Origin of the sequence: Haloactinomyces albus, from assembly GCF_031458135.1 — a bacterium.
GTDB lineage: Bacteria > Actinomycetota > Actinomycetes > Mycobacteriales > Pseudonocardiaceae > Haloactinomyces > Haloactinomyces albus.
This window is the reverse complement of sequence record NZ_JAVDXW010000001.1, coordinates 2,963,929-2,985,755: the sequence shown is the minus strand read 5'-3', so window position 1 is coordinate 2,985,755 and position 21,827 is coordinate 2,963,929. Positions and strand designations below refer to the sequence as shown.

General features: G+C 67.6%; 22 protein-coding genes and 1 riboswitch. Of the genes, 10 read left to right on the top strand and 12 right to left on the bottom strand.

Annotation, left to right across the window (positions count from 1 at the left end; all coding sequences use genetic code 11):
- Positions 1 to 50 precede the first annotated feature (50 nt).
- The 9 genes from JOF55_RS14135 to metG all read right to left on the bottom strand — a co-directional run bounded on the left by JOF55_RS14135 (position 51) and on the right by metG (position 9,725).
- Entirely contained in the window at positions 51 to 1,025 is a 975-nt protein-coding gene (locus JOF55_RS14135) for a 4-(cytidine 5'-diphospho)-2-C-methyl-D-erythritol kinase (protein ID WP_510184011.1), read from the bottom strand.
- A gap of 83 nt (positions 1,026 to 1,108) precedes the next feature.
- Positions 1,109 to 1,912: a MetQ/NlpA family ABC transporter substrate-binding protein gene (locus JOF55_RS14130; RefSeq protein ID WP_310274361.1), complete on the bottom strand. Its 804-nt coding sequence runs from the start codon at positions 1,910 to 1,912 to the stop codon at positions 1,109 to 1,111.
- A 72-nt stretch (positions 1,913 to 1,984) separates the two neighbouring features.
- Positions 1,985 to 2,671: a methionine ABC transporter permease gene (locus JOF55_RS14125; RefSeq protein WP_310274359.1), complete on the bottom strand. Its 687-nt coding sequence runs from the start codon at positions 2,669 to 2,671 to the stop codon at positions 1,985 to 1,987.
- The gene (locus JOF55_RS14120; protein ID WP_310274357.1) at positions 2,668 to 3,687 is read right to left on the bottom strand and encodes a methionine ABC transporter ATP-binding protein; all 1,020 of its coding nucleotides are present in this window, start codon (positions 3,685 to 3,687) and stop codon (positions 2,668 to 2,670) included. Before JOF55_RS14120 ends, JOF55_RS14125 begins: the two co-directional genes overlap by 4 nt.
- An 85-nt stretch (positions 3,688 to 3,772) precedes the next feature.
- Positions 3,773 to 3,931: a hypothetical protein gene (locus tag JOF55_RS14115; protein WP_310274355.1), complete on the bottom strand. Its 159-nt coding sequence runs from the start codon at positions 3,929 to 3,931 to the stop codon at positions 3,773 to 3,775.
- 4 nt (positions 3,932 to 3,935) lie between these two features.
- A riboswitch (SAM riboswitch) is annotated at positions 3,936 to 4,025 on the bottom strand.
- 196 nt (positions 4,026 to 4,221) lie between these two features.
- Positions 4,222 to 5,118: a 16S rRNA (adenine(1518)-N(6)/adenine(1519)-N(6))-dimethyltransferase RsmA gene (gene rsmA / locus JOF55_RS14110; RefSeq protein ID WP_310274353.1), complete on the bottom strand. Its 897-nt coding sequence runs from the start codon at positions 5,116 to 5,118 to the stop codon at positions 4,222 to 4,224.
- A gap of 19 nt (positions 5,119 to 5,137) precedes the next feature.
- Positions 5,138 to 6,661 (bottom strand): resuscitation-promoting factor, encoded by a 1,524-nt coding sequence (locus tag JOF55_RS14105; protein WP_310274351.1) that lies wholly within the window; start codon positions 6,659 to 6,661, stop codon positions 5,138 to 5,140.
- 317 nt (positions 6,662 to 6,978) lie between these two features.
- Entirely contained in the window at positions 6,979 to 7,833 is an 855-nt protein-coding gene (locus JOF55_RS14100) for a TatD family hydrolase (RefSeq protein ID WP_310278382.1), read from the bottom strand.
- A 98-nt stretch (positions 7,834 to 7,931) separates the two neighbouring features.
- Positions 7,932 to 9,725, bottom strand: coding sequence for a methionine--tRNA ligase (gene metG / locus JOF55_RS14095; RefSeq protein WP_310274349.1), 1,794 nt, complete (start codon positions 9,723 to 9,725; stop codon positions 7,932 to 7,934).
- Positions 9,726 to 9,897: 172 nt separating this feature from the next.
- Here metG and JOF55_RS14090 point away from each other — a divergent pair, with 172 nt between their 5' ends.
- The 4 genes from JOF55_RS14090 to JOF55_RS14075 all read left to right on the top strand — a co-directional run bounded on the left by JOF55_RS14090 (position 9,898) and on the right by JOF55_RS14075 (position 13,662).
- Positions 9,898 to 10,164, top strand: coding sequence for a hypothetical protein (locus JOF55_RS14090; protein ID WP_310274347.1), 267 nt, complete (start codon positions 9,898 to 9,900; stop codon positions 10,162 to 10,164).
- Between the two features lie 105 nt (positions 10,165 to 10,269).
- On the top strand, positions 10,270 to 11,265 hold the full coding sequence (gene deoC / locus JOF55_RS14085; RefSeq protein WP_310274345.1) for a deoxyribose-phosphate aldolase: 996 nt from the start codon (positions 10,270 to 10,272) through the stop codon (positions 11,263 to 11,265).
- Positions 11,262 to 12,725 (top strand): aldehyde dehydrogenase family protein, encoded by a 1,464-nt coding sequence (locus JOF55_RS14080; RefSeq protein WP_310274344.1) that lies wholly within the window; start codon positions 11,262 to 11,264, stop codon positions 12,723 to 12,725. The genes deoC and JOF55_RS14080 overlap by 4 nt, the downstream gene beginning before the upstream one ends.
- A gap of 88 nt (positions 12,726 to 12,813) precedes the next feature.
- Positions 12,814 to 13,662 carry an aldehyde dehydrogenase family protein gene (locus JOF55_RS14075; protein WP_374727493.1) on the top strand — a complete coding sequence of 283 codons (849 nt, stop codon included), beginning with the start codon at positions 12,814 to 12,816 and terminating at the stop codon, positions 13,660 to 13,662.
- Between the two features lie 61 nt (positions 13,663 to 13,723).
- Here the strand turns inward: JOF55_RS14075 and JOF55_RS14070 are convergent, their stop codons facing one another.
- Entirely contained in the window at positions 13,724 to 13,957 is a 234-nt protein-coding gene (locus JOF55_RS14070) for a hypothetical protein (protein WP_310274341.1), read from the bottom strand.
- Positions 13,958 to 14,712: 755 nt separating this feature from the next.
- Here JOF55_RS14070 and JOF55_RS14065 point away from each other — a divergent pair.
- From JOF55_RS14065 to JOF55_RS14050, 4 genes are read left to right on the top strand one after another with little or no spacing between them, the layout of a single operon-like run.
- Positions 14,713 to 15,384 (top strand): hypothetical protein, encoded by a 672-nt coding sequence (locus JOF55_RS14065; RefSeq protein WP_310274339.1) that lies wholly within the window; start codon positions 14,713 to 14,715, stop codon positions 15,382 to 15,384.
- Positions 15,381 to 15,701, top strand: coding sequence for a transcriptional regulator (locus JOF55_RS14060; RefSeq protein WP_310274336.1), 321 nt, complete (start codon positions 15,381 to 15,383; stop codon positions 15,699 to 15,701). Before JOF55_RS14065 ends, JOF55_RS14060 begins: the two co-directional genes overlap by 4 nt.
- A complete protein-coding gene (locus JOF55_RS14055; RefSeq protein WP_310274334.1) occupies positions 15,701 to 16,453 on the top strand; it encodes an ABC transporter ATP-binding protein in 753 nt (250 codons plus the stop codon). Before JOF55_RS14060 ends, JOF55_RS14055 begins: the two co-directional genes overlap by 1 nt.
- Positions 16,450 to 17,193, top strand: a complete 744-nt coding sequence (locus JOF55_RS14050; RefSeq protein ID WP_310274332.1) for an ABC transporter permease — start codon at positions 16,450 to 16,452, stop codon at positions 17,191 to 17,193. Before JOF55_RS14055 ends, JOF55_RS14050 begins: the two co-directional genes overlap by 4 nt.
- Before the next feature lie 53 nt (positions 17,194 to 17,246).
- On the opposite strand, the gene JOF55_RS14045 is transcribed toward JOF55_RS14050, so the two are convergent.
- Positions 17,247 to 17,828, bottom strand: a complete 582-nt coding sequence (locus JOF55_RS14045) for an SMI1/KNR4 family protein (protein WP_310274330.1) — start codon at positions 17,826 to 17,828, stop codon at positions 17,247 to 17,249.
- Between the two features lie 197 nt (positions 17,829 to 18,025).
- Between JOF55_RS14045 and JOF55_RS14040 the strand changes: the two genes are divergently transcribed.
- The gene (locus JOF55_RS14040) at positions 18,026 to 19,267 is read left to right on the top strand and encodes a SatS C-terminal domain-containing protein (RefSeq protein WP_310274328.1); all 1,242 of its coding nucleotides are present in this window, start codon (positions 18,026 to 18,028) and stop codon (positions 19,265 to 19,267) included.
- An 82-nt stretch (positions 19,268 to 19,349) separates the two neighbouring features.
- Here the strand turns inward: JOF55_RS14040 and JOF55_RS14035 are convergent, their stop codons facing one another.
- On the bottom strand, positions 19,350 to 20,438 hold the full coding sequence (locus tag JOF55_RS14035) for an adenosine deaminase (protein ID WP_310274326.1): 1,089 nt from the start codon (positions 20,436 to 20,438) through the stop codon (positions 19,350 to 19,352).
- Between the two features lie 195 nt (positions 20,439 to 20,633).
- On the opposite strand from JOF55_RS14035, the gene JOF55_RS14030 reads away from it, so the two are divergent.
- Positions 20,634 to 21,815, top strand: coding sequence for a hypothetical protein (locus tag JOF55_RS14030; RefSeq protein ID WP_310274324.1), 1,182 nt, complete (start codon positions 20,634 to 20,636; stop codon positions 21,813 to 21,815).
- The last annotated feature ends 12 nt before the right edge of the window (positions 21,816 to 21,827 follow it).

The following is a 21,827-nucleotide window of genomic DNA, read 5'->3' as shown; positions in this document are numbered from 1 at the left end:
ACCGTTACGCCGTCACCCGGGTGAACACCAATTTCTCGCGAAATCGTCCCTCACGCGTGGACCTGGGGGGGTGTCGGCGGGGTGGGCCGATCCGCGCGGTCGTCGCCGACGAAGCGCGCGCCGTGCACCGGCCCCTGAGCAACCCGCACCGTCCGGCACACACCCGCCCCCGACAACTCGGCAGCCACCCGGACGGCGGAGTCCGCACTCTCGCACAGGAAGGCACAGGTGGGTCCGGAACCGGAGACCACGCCCGCCAGCGCACCCGCGTCCACTCCGGCACGCAGGGTACGACGCAGACCGGGCCGCAGTGAAACCGTGGCCGCCTGCAGGTCGTTGCCGAGCAGGAGAGCGAGCTCGCGCGGATCACCGGAGGCCAGTGCCTCCAGCATCGGCTCGACATTGCCCATCCCGTTGTTGGTCGATCCCCGCCGCAGCCGGTCCAGCTCCCGATAGACATCAGGAGTTTCGAGTCCGTGCTGGTCCAGGGCAATCACCCAATGATACGTGTGACGGGCCAGCACGGGCACCAGCCGTTCACCACGGCCGGTCCCCAGCGCGGTCCCTCCCTGCAGCGCGAACGGCACATCGCTGCCGAGCTGGGCGGCCACATCCGCGAGCTCGTTGCGGCCGATCTCCAACCGCCACAGGGCATTGAGACCGAAGAGCGTGGCGGCGGCATCGGCGCTGCCACCGGCCATCCCCCCGGCGACGGGGATGCCCTTGTGGATCGACACCTGCACACCGGGCGCATCCGGATCCCGGCCGCAGCGCTCGGCGAGGACACGCACCGCCTTCCACGCGAGGTTGCCGGGCCCGGTGGGGACCGAGCCCGCTCCCTCACCGTGTACGTCGATCCCCGAGTCCTCGGCGGAACGGACGGTGACCTCGTCGACCATGGATAGCGCCTGAAAGACGGTCGCCAACTCGTGATAACCGTCCGCGCGGGTGTCCCCGACCGACAGGTGGAGGTTCACCTTGGCCGGAACCCGGACGGTGATCGGGGTAGGTACCACGGAAAGCACACCTCAAGCGTACGTGTCGGAACCGGCTCGGTGTCGCCCCAACACCGACCCGATTCGGCACGTGACCGTGGCCTCCGTGGCGGTCAGCTCGCCGGGATGACGAACTGCCCGCCGTACTCGCGCTTGATGAAGTCGGTGACCTCCTGCGAGGTGAGCAGTTCGGCTAGCTTGGCGATCTCCGGGTTGTCCTGCTTGGCCGAGCTGGTGACCAGGCCGTTGACGTAGGGGTTGCCCTTGGGGGATTCGATCGCGATGGGCTTGTCGAGATCGGCCTTCAGCGCGTAGTTGCCGTTGACCACCGCGGCGGCCGCGTCCTGCAGCGTCCTCGGGATCTGGCTGGCCGAGAGCTCCTGGAGCTGCAGGTTCCGGGGGTTCTCGGCGATATCGCGAACGCCGGCTTCCTGGCCCGCTCCGGGCTTGAGCGTGATCAGTCCCTTGTCCTCGAGCAGTTTGAGGCTGCGCGCCCGGTTCGACGGGTCGTTCGGGATCGTGATCGTCGCCCCGTTCGGGATCTCCTGCGGCGAGGAGTACTTCTTCGAGTAGAGCCCCAGCGGTTCCAGGTGCACCGGAGCCACCCAGACCAGATCGCCGCCCCGTTCTTGCTCGTACGTCTTCAGAAACGGCTTGTGCTGGTGGTAGGTGGCATCCAGTTCCCCGTGCAGCACTGCCGCGTTCGGGCGGTTGTAGTCGTTGAACTGCTTGATCTCGATGCTGATGCCTGCCTGCTCGGCGAGGTTGTCCTTGACGTATTGCAGGATCTCGCCGTGCGGCTGGGGAGTCACCCCGACCCGGACCGTCGAGTCCCCGGCCGCCTCGGTGTCACCGCTGCATCCCGTCAGCGCGATCGCGGAAGCAGCCAACACGGCCACAAGGGATCTCAAACGCATGTCATGTCCTACCTTTCCGGACTCGAATGAAGGAAAAACCTCGGATATGTCTGCTCGGTCAGCCGTTCGGCCCTAAGCACTGGTGGCGGTGCGCCGACGATCCACGATCCTGGCGATGAAGTCGGTGATCAGCTGCATTCCCCAGGCAAGCGCGCCGAGCACGATCACCGAGCTGTACAGGATCCGGTCGTCGTAGCCCTGGTAACCGTCCTGAATCGCCGTGGCACCCAGGCCTCCGCCGCCGATGGCGCCCGCCATCGCCGCGTAGCCGATCAGCACCACGGCCGTCACTCCGACCGCACCCACCAGCGCGGCCCTGGCCTCTCCCAGCAGGACGGTCCGGACGATCCGCAGCTTGCTCGAGCCGGTCGTGATCGCGGCTTCCACGATGCTCGTGTCGACCTCCCGCAGAGCGTTCGCGGTCAGGCGAGCGAAGAACGGGATCGCTCCGATGGTCAGCGGCACGATGACCGCGGTACTGCCGATCGCGGTGCCCACCAGGAATCGGGTGAGCGAGGCCAGCACGACCAGCAGCACCACGAACGGGACCGACCGCACGACATCCACGATCACGCCGAGTACGCGGTGCGCCAGCGGGCGAGGGTGCAGGCCGGACGGCGCGGTCACATGCAACAGCACCCCGATGGGCAACCCGCCGACGACCGCCAGCAGGGTGGCGGTCAGGACCATGTACACCGTCTCGCCGGTGGCGGGAAGCAGCAGTTCGATGACCTCCGACCAGGGGGTCTTTTCACTCACGCGGCAACTCCGTCAACACTCACGGGGGCACGACGCACGTGGGCGTCGCGCTCGACCATCCACTTCAGCGCGGACTCGGAGCGCTCACCGGACAGGCCGATCCGGAACTTGGCCACCGGGGTTTCCCCGAGCCGCGTCAGACCGCCGCCGAGGATCGACAACTCCACACCGAACCGGCTCGATGCCTCCGGCAGGAGAGCTCCCACGGCGGCGAAGCCGACCAGAACCACCTCGGCGACCACGTCGTGTCCGGCAGCCGCTGCGGGCACGGACTCGCTCTGGTCGGTTTCGGGCAGCAGTGTCGAACCGATCCGGCTACCGGGCTCGGCAACCAGGTCGAGCACCTTGCCGTGCTCGACGACACTGCCCTGCTCCAGCACGGCAACGTCGTCGGCGATGCGCCGAACCACCGCCATGTCGTGCGTGACGACCAGAACGGTGACACCGAGTTCGGAACGGGCCCTGTCGAGCACGGTCAGCACCGAGTCCGTCGTGGACGGATCCAGCGCCGAGGTCGGTTCGTCGGCCAGCAGCACCGAAGGGCGGGCGGCCAGCGCGCGGGCCACCGCCACACGCTGCCGTTGACCGCCGGAGAGCTGGTCGGGGTAGATGGGCGCCTTGTCGGTCAGGCCGACGAGATCGAGCAGTTCGGCCACGCGGCTACGGCGCTGCGGTGCGGAGATGTTCGCCGCCTCCAGCGGCAATGCCACATTGCCCGCGGCAGTGCGCTGGCGCAGCAGCGTATCTCCCTGCGGCACCACGCCGATCTGGCGCCGCGCGGCACGCAGCGCCTTGCCGTCCAGCGCCACGAGGTCGGTCCCGTCCACCTTGATCGATCCGCTGTCGGGCTTGTCCAACAGGGCGATGCAGCGGGCCAGGGTGGACTTGCCCGCACCGCTGGAGCCGACCACTCCGCAGACGGCTCCCGCCGGGACCTGCATGGACACGTTGTCGAGGGCGACGACGGCACCCTTGTCGTGCGGGAAGGACTTGGTCAGGTTCTCGACTGTGATCACGATCGGCTCCGCATCAGCTCACGCCGGCCACACGCGTGCCATGGGCACGCTGCCGGAGGGGAAAGGCCTGAAAGAAGGTCTGGGGTCACGCGCCGCGGCGACAGGCGGTCGTGGTCCTGCGCCCGTGGTCGACGACACGCCGCTGGGTCAACGCCTGCCGCATTCGCGCGGCAGCGGACCCCGGGGGCACGTCGCGCCCTCGGGCGTGGAGCGCACTCGCGCTCGCGATCAGAGATTCAGACACCGCAACTCCATCGCTCCTGGCGTTAGCACCTGCCCGCATCGGGTGGTTGCTGCGGCGTCGACAAGCCAGATCTCTCGGCCGCTCGGGATGGGTTCCGCCTATAGTAGACCCCACTCGGCGATCGTGACGCAAGTTGATGTCCGTCACGTACCGAAATCGTTGGATGTGTCACACCCCTCTTGGGTGACCCACAACTCTTCGGAACGTCACGGATAGTAGCCGAGCGGTCTCGGGACATACGGGCTCGGACAGCCGATCCCGGGGGACCACCGCGAACTCGCCGGCCTCGATCACCGAGCGCCGGAGGATTCCGAGTCATCGGGGATGTCGCGGGCTGCCTCGGCGATGCGCACGAAGTCGGAAACGGCCAGCTGCTCGCCCCGCGACGACGGGGGCACCCCGGCCGCCCGCAGCAGCGTCTCCGCGCGCGCCGCGGACCCCGCCCACTTCGACAGTGCCGAACGCAATGTCTTGCGCCGCTGCGCGAAAGCGGCATCGAGTACCCGGAACACCTGCTCACGAGCCACCGTCGACGGTGGCTCGGTCCGGGTGAACGAGACCAATCCGGAGTCCACATTGGGCACCGGCCAGAACACGCCGCGCGGCACCGGTCCTTCCCGGCGCACGTCGGCGAACCAGGCGGCCTTCGCGCTCGGCACCCCGTACGTGCGGCTCCCCGGCTTCGCCGCCATCCGGTCGGCGACCTCGGCCTGCACCATGACCAGCCCGTGCCGCAGAGTCGGGAACTCCGCCAGCAGATGCAGCACCACGGGCACGGCCACGTTGTAGGGCAGGTTGGCCACGAGTGCCGTGGGCGCCCGATCGGCGAGATCGCGCTCCCGCAGGCTCAGCGCATCGGCTTCCACGGTCCGCAACCGATCCACCAGCGCCGGGGCCCGCTCAGCCACCGTGCGCGGCAGCGTGGCCGCCAATGCCGCATCCACCTCCACCGCCGTCACCGCTTGCGCGGTCGAGAGCAGTCCCAGCGTGAGGGAGCCGAGCCCCGGCCCCACCTCCAGTACCACGTCCTCGGCGGTCACCCCCGAGGTGGCGACGATACGGCGGACCGTGTTCGGGTCGTGCACGAAGTTCTGGCCGAGCTTCTTCGTCGGGCGCATCCCCAAGTCCTCGGCCAGCCTGCGTACCTCGGCCGGTCCGAGCAGGCGCGCCGATTGTTGGTCCTGCATCCGACCGAACCTAGCAGGGTCAGCTCAGGCCGAGCTCGCTGGAGCAGGCCGGCCAGGCGCCGTAGCCACCACGCGCGTCCCGTACCTCCGTCGCCACGGCGATCTGCTGGGCCCGCGTGGCCTTGTGCGGGTAGGCAGCGTACTGCTCGCCACCGTAGGCATCCCAGGTCTGTTTGTTGAACTGGAGCCCGCCGTAGTAGCCGTTTCCGGTGTTGATCTGCCAGTTCCCACCGGACTCGCACTGGGCGAGCTTGCTCCAGACTCCGCTGTTCGGCGGCTCCTTGCCACCGACCCGGACGACTTTCGGGGTGGCTTCGCGAACGACCCGCTCGTCGATCTTCTCCCGGCCGGTCTCCTCGCCATTGCGGGTGGTGACCCGGTAGAACACGATCTTCTCACCGGGTTCACCCGGCTCTTCGACCTTGCGCTCTCCCTTGAGCATCGAGTTGTCGACGATCTCCTCGACCGGCGGCTCGATCGGCTCCCGGACATTGACCGTCGAGGTGCCCGTGCGCTCGATCCGCACCGTGGTGCCTTCGGAAAGCTGCCCACCGGAACCGGGAGTGACGCTGTCCTGCTCGCCGAGCTTGATGCCCTCCTGACGGAGCAGCTCATCGACCGTGACAGCGGTGGTGGTCAACTCCCGGGGTTCGGCACCACCGTTGACCACGGTGATCGACTTGGCGGTCTTGACCTCGAGAGTCATGCCCTGCTCGGGCACCGGCATCGTGCGGTTGGCCGAGACCCATGCGCCGTCGGTGGCCACCCCGAGTTGCCGCAGCGCCTGACCGACCGTCACCGATCGCACCCACTCCTCGCGCTGCTCGCCGTCGACGGTCAACGTCAACAGGCGGCCCCGGTCGAGCGTGATGGTCTCGCCGTGTTCGATCTCGGACTGCGGCGACGGACTCAGCGCGTCATGCGGATCGACCTCGATGCCCGCGTCCTCGAGGACCTCCCCCACACTCGATTCATAGGTGTGGATCTCGCGTTCCTTGCCGTCCACCTCCACGGTGACGGACTTGTCCATCGCGGCGGCGGCACTGCCCGCACCGGTGAGCGTGAGGACCACCGCGGCCACGGCGCCCTTGAGGAACCGGCGCTTCCAGTCGCTGATGGCCTCGACCATCTCGGGAGGGGCTTCCTCGGAAGCATCGAGATCGGCGACCGTGTCCGGCAGGACCAGCGGCGGCATCACCGTGGTCTCCGCGTTGATCATCCGGATGAGCTCGTCGACCTCGACATCGGCGTCGGCGAGGAGATCGTCGGCATCGGCGCCGAGTACCTCGTAGACGTCCTCCGGCGTGATGCTCAGCGCACCGGGAGGGAAGCTGGGGTGGTCCTGCGCCGGATAGGCCGGGGCGGAATGGTCCACATAGGGCCTGCGGTAGGAAGCGGGCCGCTCAAGAAGATCGACCGCCGTGGATTGCTCGGTCAGGGCGGCCGGGTCGAACCAGTCCGTCGGCGGATCGACCGAGTCGTCCCGATGGCCGATCCGGCGACCGCGATAGCTGGGATGGCCGGGGATGCCGCGTTCGTTCACAGGGTCGTTACCTCCCGAAGGCGAAAAGGCGCACCGGACTCGTTCCATCAGTGGTACGAAACCGGTACGCACTCTCGTGCCTCGTGCTCGTATCCGACTCCCGTAGCCAGCACCGTCCCCGACGTACACCGGCGAGACTGCGGGTGTTCACCGTGACTTCCCTGTCATCGGTTCACGAGTTCGTGACTTTAGCGTGACCCGAACCTGACTGCCAAGGATCTCGGGCCGGTGTGTGAGGTGCCTTACCCGCGCGTGACGTTTGCCCGCTTTTTTCGGGCTTGCCCGTTTTCCGGGCTTGCCCCCTTTCCCGGTTTTCCTCAGGCAGCATCCGCACGGGAAAGGCCGAACGTCCGCTCTGCTGTGGCGGTCGTGGCCACAGCCAACTCCTCCACCTCGACATCCCGGAGTTCTGCCAGGTCACGCAGGGTGTAGTTCACGCAGTAGGGCTCGTTCGGGCGCCCCCGGAAGGGGTGCGGCGCCAAGAACGGAGCGTCGGTTTCGACCAGCATCTGCTCGGCAGGCACCTCTCGGGCGGCCTGACGGAGTCCCTGGGCGTTGGCATTGCGAAACGTCGCGGTCCCGGCAAAGGACAGCACGTAGCCGGCATCCACACACGCCCGCGCGAATTCGGCGTCCCCGGAGAAACAGTGGAAGACCACCGTGGACGGTGCACCCTCCTCCTCCAGGATCCGCAGGATGTCCGCATGCGCGTCACGGTCGTGGATCATCAGCGGCTTGCCGGAGCGCTTGGCGAGGTCGATATGCCAGCGAAAGGCCTCCTGCTGCGGCTCGGGCGGCGAGAAATCCCAGTAATAGTCCAGCCCCGTCTCCCCCACCGCCACGACACGCGGATGCCGGACGAGCTGCTCCAGCGTCTCGCGGTCGGAATCATCGAAGTCCTTGGTGCGGGTGGGGTGCAGTGCGACAGCGGCGAACACCCGGTCATCCCAGGTGGACGCCTCGACCGTCCACTGTGCCGAAGCGATGTCGTCGGCAACCGTCACGACGCGCCCGACTCCGGCTGCCTCCGCGCGATCGACGACCTCCCGCACCTCGGTGGCCGTCGACGCACCACACGCGTCCAGGTGCGTGTGTGCATCCACGATGGCTGCGGGCAGCGTTTCCGGTGCCGGTGGTGGTTCGCGCTTCTTGTCGCTCTTGCTCACGTACATCTCCTCGCCGGATCGTTCGGAGCGAACGCCCACTCCCGCCCACTCATACGAGACGGAAGTGGGCGCTCACCTCGAAAGCTCGGTCCTGGATCGCAGGCTCAGTCCTGGATCGGTGCCCACTCGGGCCCGGTCTCGGCAAGCTCGGGATCGAGTTTGGTGAACAGCGGGGTGGGCTTGCTCAACGGCCGCCCCACCTCGATCGGCCGGGACTGCCAGCTCGCCTGTTCCACGGAGTAGTCACCCGTCACGATCGGGTACTGACGGTCGGCGACGTCCAGATCGGCGACCTCACGCAGTTCCGGCTGCTTGGCCCACACACCGGTACCGCCGAGCAGCTCGTGCACCTTCTGCGCGGCATGCGGCAGAAACGGCGTGAGCAGCGTGTTGGCATCGGAGACAACCTGCAACGCGGTATGCAGGATGGTATCCCGCCGGTCGGGGTCGTCCTTGCGCTTCCACGGTTCCTGCTCGGACAGGTACTTGTTCGCCGCACCGACCACGCGCATGGCCTCCTGCGTGGCCGCTCGGAACCGGGAATGCTGCAGGTGCTCACCGACCACGTCGAACGCCGCGCGTGCCGAGGCCTTCAGCTCCTCGTCGGCGGGCTCGGGCGCACGCGGAGTCGGGACCGCACCGACGTTCTTGGCCGCCATCGACACTGCGCGGTTGACCAGGTTGCCCCACTCGTTGGCAAGCTCGAAGTTGATCCGGCGCACGAACTCGTCCCAGGTGAAGTCCACGTCCTGAGTCTCGGGCCCGGCCGCCGAAATGAAGTACCGCAGTGTGTCCGGCCCGAATTCACGCAGGAAGTCGCGCACGTAGATCACGGTGCCGCGCGAGGTCGAGAACTTCGACCCGCTCATGGTGAGGAACTCGCTGGAGGCGATCTCGCTGGGCAGGTTCAGCTCACCGTACGGCCCCGGCGTGCCCGCCCGGTCGCCTTGACCGTTGTGCCCCATCAGCAGCGCGGGCCAGATCTGGGCGTGGAAGGTGATGTTGTCCTTGCCCATGAAGTACACGCGCTGCGCCTCGGGGTCGTTCCACCACGCCTTCCACGCGTCGGGGTCACCGCTGCGCCGTGCCCACTCGACGCTGGCGGAGAAGTACCCGATCACCGCGTCGAACCAGACGTACAGACGCTTCATCGACTGGGCATCCCATCCCTCGAGCGGGATCGGCACGCCCCAGTCCAGATCGCGAGTGATCGGACGCGGGCGCATGTCCTCGACGAGGTTGCGCGTGAAGTTCAGGACGTTGGAACGCCAGCCGGTGCGGGTGGACAGCCACTTGCCCAGCGAATCGGTGAACGCGGGCAGGTCCAGGAACAGATGCTCGGTCTCGACGAACTCCGGTGTCTCGGCGTTGACCCGGGAGATCGGATTTCGCAGGTCGGCTGCGTCGAGCTGGTTGCCGCAGTTGTCGCACTGATCACCGCGTGCCCCGTCGGCACCACAGATCGGACAGGTTCCCTCGATGTAGCGGTCCGGCAGGGTACGTCCGGTGGACGGGCTGACCGCACCGGTCGTCGTCTTCGGCACGATGTAGCCGTTGCGGTACAGCGCCAGAAAGATCTGCTGGACGACCCCGTAATGGTTACCGCTGGTCGTGCGGGTGTAGAGGTCGTAGCTGACCCCGAGTCCCTGCATGTCCTCGGCGATCACCCGGTGGTATCGGTCGACCAGCTCGCGCGGCGTGACGCCTTCCTTCTCCGCCTGCACCTGGATCGGCGTCCCGTGCTCGTCACTGCCGGAGACCATGAGCACCTTGTTCCCGACCATTCGGTGGTACCGCGCGAACACGTCGGAGGGCACTCCGATACCGGAGACGTGACCGATGTGCCTCGGCCCGTTGGTGTACGGCCAGGCCACGGCGGTCAGCACAGAGGTACTCATGGTATATAGCCTACGTACCGTGGGCTTTCGCTCTCGAACGGGTTCCGGGTGCGCGACCTCGGCGCTCGGCACGCCGTGGCCGGCGAGCATCCGGCGAGCACGGGCGCGGGCGAAGATCACGATCGGGAAACACGGCAGCGAGCGACACTCGCCCGGTACCATCATGCCGGGCGTGGATCAGCGATATGCAGGCACGAGCAAGCCACCCTGGTGGTTCCAGCCGGGATCGCCGAGACGCCTGTTCCGGATGGCTCTCGGGGCCTCGATACTCGCCCCCCTCAACGGCCTCATCGTCCTGCTCTCCCTGACCGGGATCTGGGAGGCATCCCTGTGGAGGTGGTTGAGCCAACTCCCCTTGACGGTCGTGTTCACCTCCATGGCGATCACGTACTGGGCCAGTTACCGGCGACTGCGCCGTACGCAGGAGAGCTCCGGTTAGGACATGTCCGGTTGGCCCTGGTGGCGTGACGTCTTCCCGAAATCCGCCCCTCCTCGCCACTGTGGCGGCCCCCCACCACGGGCCAACTGGCATAGACTCTCCGTCATGGCTGACCCGCCACCCTCCACACCGGGATCGGCTGCCCCGGCACCCCCGGAACTTCCGGCCGATCTTGCCGAAGTCATCCGCGACGACGCCGCGCTGAAGCGTTTCCTGCACGGCCTCCCGGGCGTGGACCAGGTCGGACTCGAACAGCGCTCGGCGGAACTGGCGACTCGCAGCATCAAGAAGGACTCGAAGCTGTGGGCGATCGACACCGCGATCGGCATGGTCGATCTGACCACGCTCGAAGGCGCCGACACCGGCGGCAAGGTACGAGCGCTGGCTGCGAAGGCCCGCAGTCCCGACCCGGATCGGCCCGGAACTCCCCGCGTGGCGGCGCTGTGCGTCTATCCGGACCTGGCCGCCACGGCCGCCGAGGCGCTGGCGGAATCCGGCGTCGGCATCGCTTCCGTCGCGACCGCCTTTCCGTCCGGTCGGTCCTCGCGCAGGGCCAAACTCGCCGAGGTCGAGCTGGCCGTGGACTCCGGGGCAACGGAGGTGGACATGGTGATCGACCGCGGCGCGTTCCTGTCCGGGCACTACGGGCGGGTCTTCGACGAAATCCGGGAAGTGCGGGCAGCCTGCGGCTCCACGCATCTCAAGGTCATCCTGGAAACCGGTGAGCTGGGCACCTACGACAACGTGCGCCGTGCCTGCTGGCTGGCACTGCTGGCGGGTGCCGACTTCGTCAAGACCTCCACCGGCAAGGTCTCCCCCGCCGCGACACTGCCGGTCACCCAACTGATGCTGCAGACCGTGCGGGACTGGCGGGACCGCACGGGTCACCTGCGCGGCGTCAAACCGGCAGGCGGTATCCGCAGCACCAAGGATGCGATACGCCACCTCGTCGCAGTCCACGAGGTGGCCGGCCCCGAATGGTTGAGGCCCGCATTGTTCCGATTCGGTGCCTCCGGCCTGCTGAACGATCTGCTGATGCAGCGGCGAACCCACTTCGACGGCCATTACTCCGGCTCCGACCACGTGGCGGTGGACCATTGACCGATCCGGCTCCCGACTCCGCACACATCGTCCCCTGGCAGTACTCGCCCGCCCCCGTGCCCCGCGAGCTCGCCAACCTGCGTTCGCACTACCGCATGTTCCTCGGCGGCGAGTTCGTCGACGGCGACGGCGAATCGCTCACCAGCATCAACCCGGCCACCGAGGAAGTTCTGGCCGAGGTCTCCGGCGCCTCGGCATCCGATGTGGACAGGGCGGTGGCCGCCGCACGGGCGGCCTTCGAGCGCTCCTGGGGACCGATGCCCGGCTCGGAGCGTGCGAAGTACCTGTTCCGGATCGCCCGACTGATCCAGGAACGGGGGCGTGAACTCGCGGTGCTGGAGACTCTCGACAACGGCAAGCCGATCAAGGAGTCCCGGGACGTCGACATCCCCACGGCCGCGGCCCACTTCTTCCACCACGCGGGCTGGGCGGACAAGCTCGACCACGCAGGCCACGGGGCGAATCCCCGTCCGCTCGGGGTGGCCGGGCAGATCATCCCGTGGAACTTCCCGCTGCTGATGCTGGCCCGGAAGATCGCCCCTGCGCTGGCCTGCGGCAACACCGTGGTACTCAAACCCGCCGAAACCACCCCGCTGACCGCGCTGGTGTTCGCCGAGATCTGCGAGCAGGCGGGACTTCCCGCAGGCGTGGTCAACATCGTGGCCGGTGCAGACGACATCGGCGCGGAAATCGTCGCCCACGGCGGAGTCGACAAGATCGCCTTCACCGGTTCCACCGAGGTCGGCAAACGAATCCGGCGGACCCTCGCCGGTACCGGGAGGAAGCCGACCCTGGAACTCGGAGGCAAGGGCGCCAGCATCGTCTTCGACGATGCGCCGATCGACCAGGCCATCGAGGGCATCGTCGGCGGGGTCTTCGTCAACCAGGGGCAGGTGAGCTGCGCAGGGTCCCGTCTGCTGGTGCAGGAGTCGATCGCCGAGGAACTCCTGGACAAGCTCCACTCGAGGGTGGCGACGCTGCGGCTCGGTGATCCGCTGGACGCCAACACCGATGTGGGCGCGATCAATTCGGCGACCCGGCTCGACCGGATCACCGAACTCACCGACGCGGGTGATTCCGAGGGAGCCCGGCGCTGGACGAGCCCGTGCCCGTTGCCGGACCGGGGATTCTTCTTCGCCCCGACGGTGTTCTCCGACGTGCAGCAGTCGATGCGCATCGCCCGCGAGGAGATCTTCGGGCCGGTCCTGTCGGTGCTGACCTTCCGCACCCCCGACGAGGCGGTCGCCAAGGCCAACAACACGTCCTACGGGCTCTCGGCCGGTATCTGGACCGAGAAGGGGTCGCGGATCCTGTGGGCCGCGCAGCGGATACGGGCCGGTGCGGTGTGGGCCAACACGTTCAACAGGTTCGATCCGACGGCGCCGTTCGGCGGATACCGGGAATCCGGGTTCGGCCGGGAGGGCGGCCGCGCAGGTCTGGAGGCTTACCTTGACGTCTGACAAGCACGATCGAGGCGACCATCCCCAAGGCGGTCGCTCCCGAGGCGGTCACCCACGCAGCGGCACACCGGGACCCGCGCGTCTCGGCGTGGCCAGGACCCACAAGCTCTACGTCGCGGGCGCTTTCCCGCGTTCCGAGTCCGGCCGGGTTCATCCGGTACACGACTCGCGCGGCGAGTTCCTCGCCAACGCGGCGTGGGCCTCGCGCAAGGACGTGCGGGATGCGGTCGTGGCCGCGCGCAAGGCGTTCGACGGGTGGTCGGAGGCGACCGCCTACAACCGCGGCCAGGTCCTGTTCCGGGTGGCCGAGGTGATGGAGGGACGTCGCGCGCAGTTCGCGGACGAGGTGGTCGCGGCCGAGGGAGTCTCCCGCGAGGCCGCGGAGTCCACTGTGGATAAATCGATCGATCGCATGGTGTGGTATGCGGGCTGGACGGACAAGCTCGCGATGGTGCTCGGCACCGTGAATCCCGTTGCGGGGCCGTACTTCTCGTTCAGCGCGCCCGAGCCCACCGGCGTCGTCGGAGTGCTCGCGCCGCAGAAATCCGCACTACTCGGCCTGGTCAGCGTCGTTGCACCGGTCATCGCGGCCGGGAACACGTGCGTGGTGGTCTCCAGCACCGAACGACCACTGCCCGCGGTCACCCTGTCCGAGGTACTGGCCACCTCGGACCTGCCCGGCGGAGTCGTCAACCTGCTCACCGGCGACGCCGCGGAGCTGGCTCCGTGGCTGGCCTCGCACGCCGACGTCAACGCCCTGGACCCGACCGGCGCGCCGGAGTCACTACGCGCCGATCTGGAGCGCTCGGCCGCCGAGACCGTCAAGCGGGTGCTCGACGTCCGGCACGGCGAACCGGACTGGTCCGGCGATCCCGGCGTTCGGCGCCTGCGAGAGTTCACCGAGATCAAGACCGTCTGGCACCCCGTCGGCACTTGATCGGCGCCGGACCGACGAGCGACCTCGGTTCCTGCAATGCCGCAGTGCCTGCCGTGAGCGCTCAGGCGCGAGGATGGGGAATCAGCGGCATATCAGTCGGGGTCCGCTGCTGTGCGGCGCCTCGGGTGATTTCGTCCGGGGCGACGGTGAGCAGTGCCGCCCTGGCCGGACCGCGGCCGTAGGTGGCCACCAGCACATCGAAGGCGGCGCTGGCCGCATCCGGGTCGACGGGGGCGACCTCGTCGGCCAACCGTCGCACCTGGTTCACGAGTGCCTGCCGGCTCTGCTCGGACATGGTCTTCCCCTCTCCGCCCGGACACCGCTGGCGCGATACCTCTCCGGGCAGTATCGATCGGAGCGGGACCGCACGCTCGCTGTCACCGATCGAATAACCCATTTCGGGGACGACTGAACTCGTACCACCGATTCCGATGCGCTCGGGCCCGAAAGCACCGGGACCCGAGGCAACGAAGAAGGGAACCCGGTCACCAGACGCAGCAGAGTGGGTTCCGCTTCTTCGTGCCTTTCTCCGACGTGACATCCCTCCCCGTTGCCACGTCCACCACCGGCTGGAACGGGGCAAAATTCCATCCGGTAGGCGTCGATGTACCCGCCGAGCGCGCAGCGAGCCACGGGGCATCCGATCACACGAGACCGCCCACGTCGCGCAGGAGACCGGCTCTCGCGGGGAAAACCACCCGGACGAGTGGCGGCACCTCCCCGATCCGGGTTGGCTCACCTCCCCGGCTGAGCGCACCATGGTCAAGTACGCCGGCGCAGCGAGCCAGGGGCAAGCTCCGCGACGGCGGGCCCGCGGCCCCGCTCACGTCCCTCCCCTCCCGTGAGCGGGGCCGCCGCCACGAGCACGGGATCCGGACGTCACCTCGCCACGCCCCGGGTGTCCCGGGAGAAACCGCGCAGGAAGCGCGGATCCGGCCACGACGTCACCCGGGGCGGCCACCGAACGGTTGCGATCGTTGACCCTTCGCGAACTTTGCGCTACAAAGTTCGCATACTTTGCACCGCAAAGTCCCCCAGGAGGGTCGAGACATGAACGAACACCGTGAACCGGATGCCGCGGAGGCCGCACCGTCGCCCGCGGAGATGCTCGCGATCACCGAGCAACAACAGAAACGCACCGAGCGTGAACTCGACGCCGACCCCGGCATCCTGTTCGGCGCATGGGGACTGGCATGGCTGCTCGGTTTCGCCGAGCTGTTCCTGACCATCGGCCGGGAACCGATCGTGGTGATCCCGCTCTGGGCTTCGCTGGCGATCTTCTTCGGCTTCCTCGGAACGGCGGGCGCGATCACCGCATGGCACCTGACCCGCACCATGCGCGGCATCCGGGGGCCGTCCCGGGTCGCCGGGGCCATGTACGGATGGTCCTGGACACTCGGGTTCGTCGCCCTCGGCGCGATGATGGGCGCGACCGCTCGGTTGGGAATCTCCCACGAGGTCTACGCCCTACTGTGGACTGCGGGCTCGGGTCTGCTCGTCGGCGTCCTGTTCCTGTCCGGCGGCGCCCTGATGGGCGACCGGTGGCAGTACGGCATCGGACTGTGGATCCTGCTCGTCAACGCCGTGGGCGCCTTCGCGGGGATACCCGGTCACTACCTGGTCATGTCCCTGGCAGGCGGCGGCGCCTTCCTCGTGGCCGGACTCGTGCTGTCCCTGAAGCCGGCTCCGGGCCAGGCAGGAGCACCGGAAGTGCGGTCATGAGCACAGTGGGCGGCGAACTCGATCCGGTCATCCACGCGCAGGCACGGCTGCGCGTCATGACGACCCTGGCCGCGCTTCCCGCTTGCGACCGGCTCTCCTTCGCCCGGTTGCAGGAACTGCTGGACATGACACCGGGAAACCTCATCACGCACCTGCGCAAGCTGGACGAAGCCGGATACACGAGCAGCGACAAGACCCGCACCGGTCGCACCACCACCACCTACGTGTGTCTGACCAGCGAGGGGCGCGCCGCCTTCGACAGATACGTACAGCAACTACGCGCTCTGCTCGAACCCGCGTCCGGAGGAGAAACCTGATGCACGAACACCATGCGCGCGCAGTCGACGTATCCAAGGATTTCGGTACCGTAAGCGCCCTGGATTCGGTAAGCCTCGATGTGGCCCCCGGCGAACTCGTGGGACTGCTCGGTCCCAATGGGGCAGGCAAAACGACCCTGTTGAACCTGCTCATCGGACTACGCACACCGACATCGGGCCGGGTGGAGTTGTTCGGCGGCGATCCTCGTACTCCGCGGAACCGCCTGAGTCTGGGTGTCACACCGCAGCAGACCGGTCTGCCGGAGACGCTACGGGTGCACGAGATCGTCGACTTCGTCGGCGGACACTACCGCAATCCGCTACCGACCTCCGAGCTCCTCGAGCAGTTCGGGCTCACCGGCCTGGAGCGGCGACAATCGGGATCTCTGTCCGGCGGGCAGAAGCGGCGTCTGACCGTCGCCCTCGCCCTGGTGGGGCGCCCGGAACTCGCCGTACTCGACGAACCCACCACCGGTCTCGACGTCGAGGCACGTCATGTGCTGTGGGAGGCACTGCGTCACTACCATGCGCTCGGCGGGAGCCTGCTACTGACCAGCCACTATCTCGAGGAGATCGAGGCACTCGCCCGACGAGTGGTCGTCATCGACCAGGGCCGGGTCCTCGCCGACGGCAGTCAGGAGCACATCAAGTCCCGAGTGGACACCCGCACCGCGAGCCTGCGCAGTACCGCACTGCCGGAACTGCCGGGAGTCGTCCACCGTGAGCACGACGGGGACCGGAGCGCGTCATGAACCTCCTGCTGCTGCATGCCCGCTATCAGTTCCTCGAAACGATCCGAGTGCCCATCGCGGTGATCGGCACGGTCGGGTTCCCCGCGCTGTTCATGCTCCTGTTCGTGGTATCCAACCCCGCGGTCGGCGGCCAACCGGCTGCCGCGACCCTCGCCGCCGGTCAGATGTCGCTGTTCGCCGTGATCAGTGCCTCCATGTTCAATCTCGGTGCGGGCGTGGCGGAGGACCGAGCCAAGCCATGGCACCCCCACCTCCGTACGCTTCCGGTGGGTCCCGCCGCCCAGCTCGGGGGGCGACTGCTCAACGCGCAGCTCCTCGCGTTGATCTCGCTGCTCCCGGTCACTCTGACGGCGATGCTGTTCACCCGTGCGCACGCTTCGCCCGGGGAGCTGGCCGCCGCACTGCTTGCTCTGCTGCTCGCCGGACTACCGTTCGCATTCCCGGGACTGGCCACCGGTTACTCCCTGCCGTTGAAGGCGGTGATCCCCGTGGTGCAGCTCCTGCTACTGCCGATGGCGTTCGCAGGCGGCCTGTTCCTGCCGCCGATGCTATTTCCCGAGTGGCTCGATGCGGTGTCGCAGGCGCTGCCGACACGAGCGGTGCGCGATCTTGTGGTCGGTGCGCTCACCGACACCGCACCGGGGGCCATCGCACCGCTGGTCGCGGCCGGATGGACGCTCGTGCTGGGGGCACTGGCCGTGGTGGCCTACCGCCGAGACGAAGGCCGCCGCTTCCGCTGAGGCTGCTGCCGAGACCTTCCCCGACCCATAGCCGCCTCAGCGAAACGGTCGCCTCAGCGAATCTGCCAGTCGATGCGTCCGTCCTCGGTAACGGTGGGATAGCTGTGTCCGGCAGGCACCCCCTCGTCCAAGGCACGCCACACATCGGCGAGCATCGCCGAGATTCCCGACCATTCCGGAGTGTGCAGCTGGGCGGTCTCCTGCTCCCATTCCAGGACGCAGCCGTGCCACCTACCCGGCCGCAGGTCCATCACGAGTTCATCCGCGAAGCCGTCTCCGGCGATCGGAATCCATGCCGGGTGGTAGCCGGATGTCGCCGAACCCGCGCAGTGGTCGCCGGTCGGCCGGTCCCATTGCGCCGTCCGGGGCTCCCGGAGAGCGCACCACGTCTGCCACGCGCCCCGGGCACCATAGGGCGTGTAGAACGGCGGCAGGACATCGGCGAGTACTCCCTCTTCGGTACCGCCGCAGCACAGCCACCATTCCCGCAGTTCCGCAGGCAACCGGACACCGAATTCCCTCTCCAGAGCACCGAAATCCGGCGACGGATCCGGCGGCTGCAGGGTTGCCGCTGTCACCGGCGCATGGTCGCCGAGCCAGACCACGATCTTCTTCCACAGTTGGGTGACATCCATTCGGATCATGATCTGCGGTTATGGCGGGCACGGGTACCGCCAACCGTGACCGGTCGCTCGGCCGTTTCCGCGCGAGCGGTGTCTTCCGGATGGCGCCCGCAACGGCGGTCGACACCGGGGCGGCCCGGCGATCGTGGCATCATGGAGCGCTCCGTAAACTTCGCCAGAGTCTGGTTTCGTGACCGGAAGGAAGAGAGATGGCGCAGGACATCGTTCCGATCGAACTCGGACTGCCACAGGGCGACGTGGTCACCCTGTGGGCGCCGCGTTGGCGGGAGGATGGTGAGGACTGGGAAGCTTTTCTCGGCTACGAGGAAGACCTGTACGCATTTCCCGATTCCGCCCATCTGGCCGCGTTCGTGCGGTCCGGCTCCGAACACGACCTCGACGACCATCCCGCCTGGCACGTGGTCCCCGGCCTGTCGGCGATCGACCTCAGCCCCGGTGACGAGTACCAGTACGACCTCGTGGGAGTGCCGGAACTCGTTGCCGATCCGCCGGACACCTGGACCCTCAGCGAACTCGCCGACATCGTGACCATCGTCCGCTCGCTGGCCGATGTCTGCGAACTCGACAAGGTGCACGAGATACTCGACGCCGCCGAGGGATTCGGGCTTCTGACGCAGGGCACTCTCCCGTTCGCGGGCAAGGACGGCGAACGCCGCTGGGACGCGCTGCGCCAGGTCATCTCCGAGCGCTGGGACGAACTCCTCGACAGCATCGACGCGATGGTCACGACCCCGGAGGTCGACGCCGACGCCGTCACCACCGCGGAAACCGAACTGGCCGAAGCTCTGGACGAGGGCGGCGAGGAGACACAGGGGACTTCCGAAATATCCGAGACGGACGATTCCGAGGAAACCGAGGAGGTCGAGGACGAGCCCGGGTTCTGGGGTGAGGTCGGCATCGATCCCATTCGAATCATCACCGCTGATGCGGACTACTACTCGCTGCGCTGCTATCTCGACGACGAACCCATCTTTCTCGGCTCGCGGGGGCACATCGACGCATTCACCTCACCGCGCGCCCTGGCCAGGTTCCTCGCCGACGAGCAGGCGACCGAGGACACCGACCTCGCGCGCGTGGTGACCTGGCCGGAAGTCACCCGGAAGGCAACCGGCGGCGAACTGACGATCGAGGTCGATCCGGAGAACACCTACGTGTTCAACGACCTCGACGCCGACCTCGCCGAAGGCCCCTCCGCAGTGGACCCGAACCAACTCGACCTGGCCGAGGAACTGCTCACCGACGCGGCGACCTGGGCAGGAGACAAGAGCGTCGAGGAGGCACTGCACTCCTCGCAGCGCCTCGGCTGGATGGTTTCGTTCATCCTGCGACCGAGTCCGAACCGGCTACCACCGAGCGCTCCCTTCGACGTCGAGGTCACCACATGGCGCGAACTCGTGCACTCCTTCGAGGAGCGCCTGCGGGTTCACTGAGACGGCTGTAGCAGTTTTGGCAAAACTGCGCGCCCTGCGTCCGGGGAGGCGGGTTGGAGTTTTCCCGACGACTTCCACCCGCTCAGCCGATGAGGGTGGCATAGCCGGGTTTGATCACATTGTTGATGATCTCGAGGCGCTCGTCGAAGCCGAGGAACGACGACTTCATCGCATTCACCGTGAACCACTGCATGTCGGTCCAGCCGTACCCGAACGCCTCGTGCAGCGCGGCGAACTCGCTGGACATCGAGCAGTGGCTCATCAGCCGGTTGTCGGTGTTGACCGTCACGCGGAAGCGCAGGTCGGCGAGCAGACCGATGGGATGCTCGGCAATCGAGGGCGCTGCCCCCGTCTGCAGGTTCGACGACGGGCACATCTCCAGTGGGATCCGGCGGTCCCGCACGTAGGAAGCGAGACGGCCGAGCTGCACGGTCCCGTCGTCGTCGACCTTGATGTCGTCGACGATGCGCACACCGTGACCGAGGCGCTCGGTGCCGCAGTGCTGCAGTGCCTCCCAGATGGACGGCAACCCGAATGCCTCACCGGCGTGAATGGTGAAGTGCGCGTTCTGCTGCCGCAGGTATTCGAACGCATCGAGGTTGCGGGTGGGCGGAAAGCCCGCTTCCGGTCCGGCGATGTCGAATCCGACCACCTCGGCATCCCGGTAGCGCACGGCCAGCTCGGCGATTTCGGCCGAACGCGCGTTCTGCCGCATCGCAGCCAGCAGAGTGGTGATCCGGATGCTCTTTCCGGTCGCGGCGACACGCCGCTCGCCTTCTCTGAATCCATCCTGTACGGCCTGGACGATCTCGTCGAGGGTCAGACCGCCTTCCTGGAACAGTTCCGGTGCGTAACGAACCTCCGCATACACCACACCGTCTTCCGCCAGGTCCTCGGCACACTCGGCGGCCACCCGCACGAGCGCAGCACGCGTCTGCATCACGGCAACCGTGTGCGAAAACGTCTCCAGATACCGCTCCAGCGATCCTGAATCGGCTGCCGCGGCAAACCATCGTTCCAGGTCCTCGGCATTTTCATACGGCAGCTGCCGATAGCCGACCTCATGGGCGAGGTCGATCACCGTCGCAGGGCGCAGCCCACCATCGAGATGATCGTGCAGCAGCACCTTGGGGGCCAGCGGGATCGTCTCCAAGCTTACCGGTGTCGACATGGTCCCACGTTACTACCGGTGAGGCCGCGAGTGCGGCAACCGGACCGCGACACACCGGACCGTGCCGACCGGGTGAGCGTGCTCGGGGCCCCGTGTTCCGATCCAAGATTCAGGGGGTGTCTGTCTCCGATGTGATCGAGTAGCTACGCTCCACTAGTCCTCCCCTCTCCCCCTCGACGAAGGACGCCCGTAGCCGTGAACGAGAACAACCAAGCCGGTTTGTCGTTCGATCGCATGCGCAACATGCTCACGCGTGCTGCCGAGATCCGAGAGAGCGAACAGCAACAGATTTTCGACGCACTGGACGAGATCAACGCCCGGATGTCACCGCTGGAGTCGCTCGGCTCCGTACGCAAGCGGCTGTCCGAACTTCCCGACCGCACCGAACTCAACGTGCTCGCCGAGCGGCTCGACGAGGCGCTGTCCAAACTCGAGGCTCAGGAAGGCGCGATCGCCGGGCTCAACACCACCGTCGACGGCCTCTTCGACAAGCTCTCCCAGCCGTTCGCACAACTCGACGGACGCCTGGACGGGATGGCAGGTCGGTTCGACGGGGTCACAGGCCGGATGGACGGGCTGGAGGACAAACTCGCCCACGTCCACCAGCGCCTCGACGAGCTGGGGACACAACTGGACAGGCAGGACAACCGGATCGACGAGCTACCCGGTTCGGTGCACGGGCCGGTGCGTGAGCGCCTCGACTCCATGGAGACCAGCCTCCGCGGGCGGTTCGCGGAGATCGACGAGGGCGTGCACGAGCACATCGACGGCACGAGGGAAGCGCTACAGCGCTCGGTGACCGAATCGGCCGAAGGTGTGCAGAGCACGGTGAACCAGACCGTCTCCGGTAACAGCGAGCAGATCAACGGCAAACTCGACGAGTTGGCCGGCCGCCCGGCCGTGGATCCCACGGACCGTCTCGAGCAGCTCGCCGAGCGACTCGAAGCGCTCACCGGCAGGCTGGACCAGGTCTCGAACCGGATCGACTCCGTGGAGGAGAACGTCAACAACCGGTTGGAAACCGTCGAGCAGGGAGTCACCGACCGTCTCGGCGACCTCAGCGGGACGCTGGCCACGAACCTTTCGCAGATCAGCGGCACGCTCGCCGAGCAGCCCGATACCGAGGCGCTGGACTCGCTGGTACGCACGGCAAACGAGGAGACCGAGCGCAGGCACGCCGGCCAGCTCGACGAGGCGATGGCAACCTTTGCCGAGCTCATCCTCGGTGGTGGCGCCCCGGCTGCTCCTTCCTCCCCGGCTCCACCGACGGCGCTGCCCCGGCAGCAGCGGCGCGGGAAGTCCAAGAGCGCCAAGCGCGACTCGGACAAGTCCGGTGGAGTCGAGGACTCCGAGGACTACACCGCCGAGAGCGCGTGAGCGCCGTCGGCA

Excerpts from the sequence above, each read along its gene's own strand:
- deoC (WP_310274345.1), top strand. The coding sequence starts at position 10,270 with ATGGCTGACCCGCCACCCTCCACACCGGGATCGGCTGCCCCGGCACCC.
- JOF55_RS14045 (WP_310274330.1), bottom strand. The coding sequence starts at position 17,828 with ATGGATGTCACCCAACTGTGGAAGAAGATCGTGGTCTGGCTCGGCGAC.
- JOF55_RS14070 (WP_310274341.1), bottom strand. The coding sequence starts at position 13,957 with ATGTCCGAGCAGAGCCGGCAGGCACTCGTGAACCAGGTGCGACGGTTG.
- JOF55_RS14055 (WP_310274334.1), top strand. The coding sequence starts at position 15,701 with ATGCACGAACACCATGCGCGCGCAGTCGACGTATCCAAGGATTTCGGT.
- JOF55_RS14060 (WP_310274336.1), top strand. The coding sequence starts at position 15,381 with ATGAGCACAGTGGGCGGCGAACTCGATCCGGTCATCCACGCGCAGGCA.
- JOF55_RS14130 (WP_310274361.1), bottom strand. The coding sequence starts at position 1,912 with ATGCGTTTGAGATCCCTTGTGGCCGTGTTGGCTGCTTCCGCGATCGCG.
- JOF55_RS14100 (WP_310278382.1), bottom strand. The coding sequence starts at position 7,833 with ATGTACGTGAGCAAGAGCGACAAGAAGCGCGAACCACCACCGGCACCG.
- JOF55_RS14065 (WP_310274339.1), top strand. The coding sequence starts at position 14,713 with ATGAACGAACACCGTGAACCGGATGCCGCGGAGGCCGCACCGTCGCCC.
- metG (WP_310274349.1), bottom strand. The coding sequence starts at position 9,725 with ATGAGTACCTCTGTGCTGACCGCCGTGGCCTGGCCGTACACCAACGGG.
- JOF55_RS14035 (WP_310274326.1), bottom strand. The coding sequence starts at position 20,438 with ATGTCGACACCGGTAAGCTTGGAGACGATCCCGCTGGCCCCCAAGGTG.
- rsmA (WP_310274353.1), bottom strand. The coding sequence starts at position 5,118 with ATGCAGGACCAACAATCGGCGCGCCTGCTCGGACCGGCCGAGGTACGC.
- JOF55_RS14050 (WP_310274332.1), top strand. The coding sequence starts at position 16,450 with ATGAACCTCCTGCTGCTGCATGCCCGCTATCAGTTCCTCGAAACGATC.
- JOF55_RS14040 (WP_310274328.1), top strand. The coding sequence starts at position 18,026 with ATGGCGCAGGACATCGTTCCGATCGAACTCGGACTGCCACAGGGCGAC.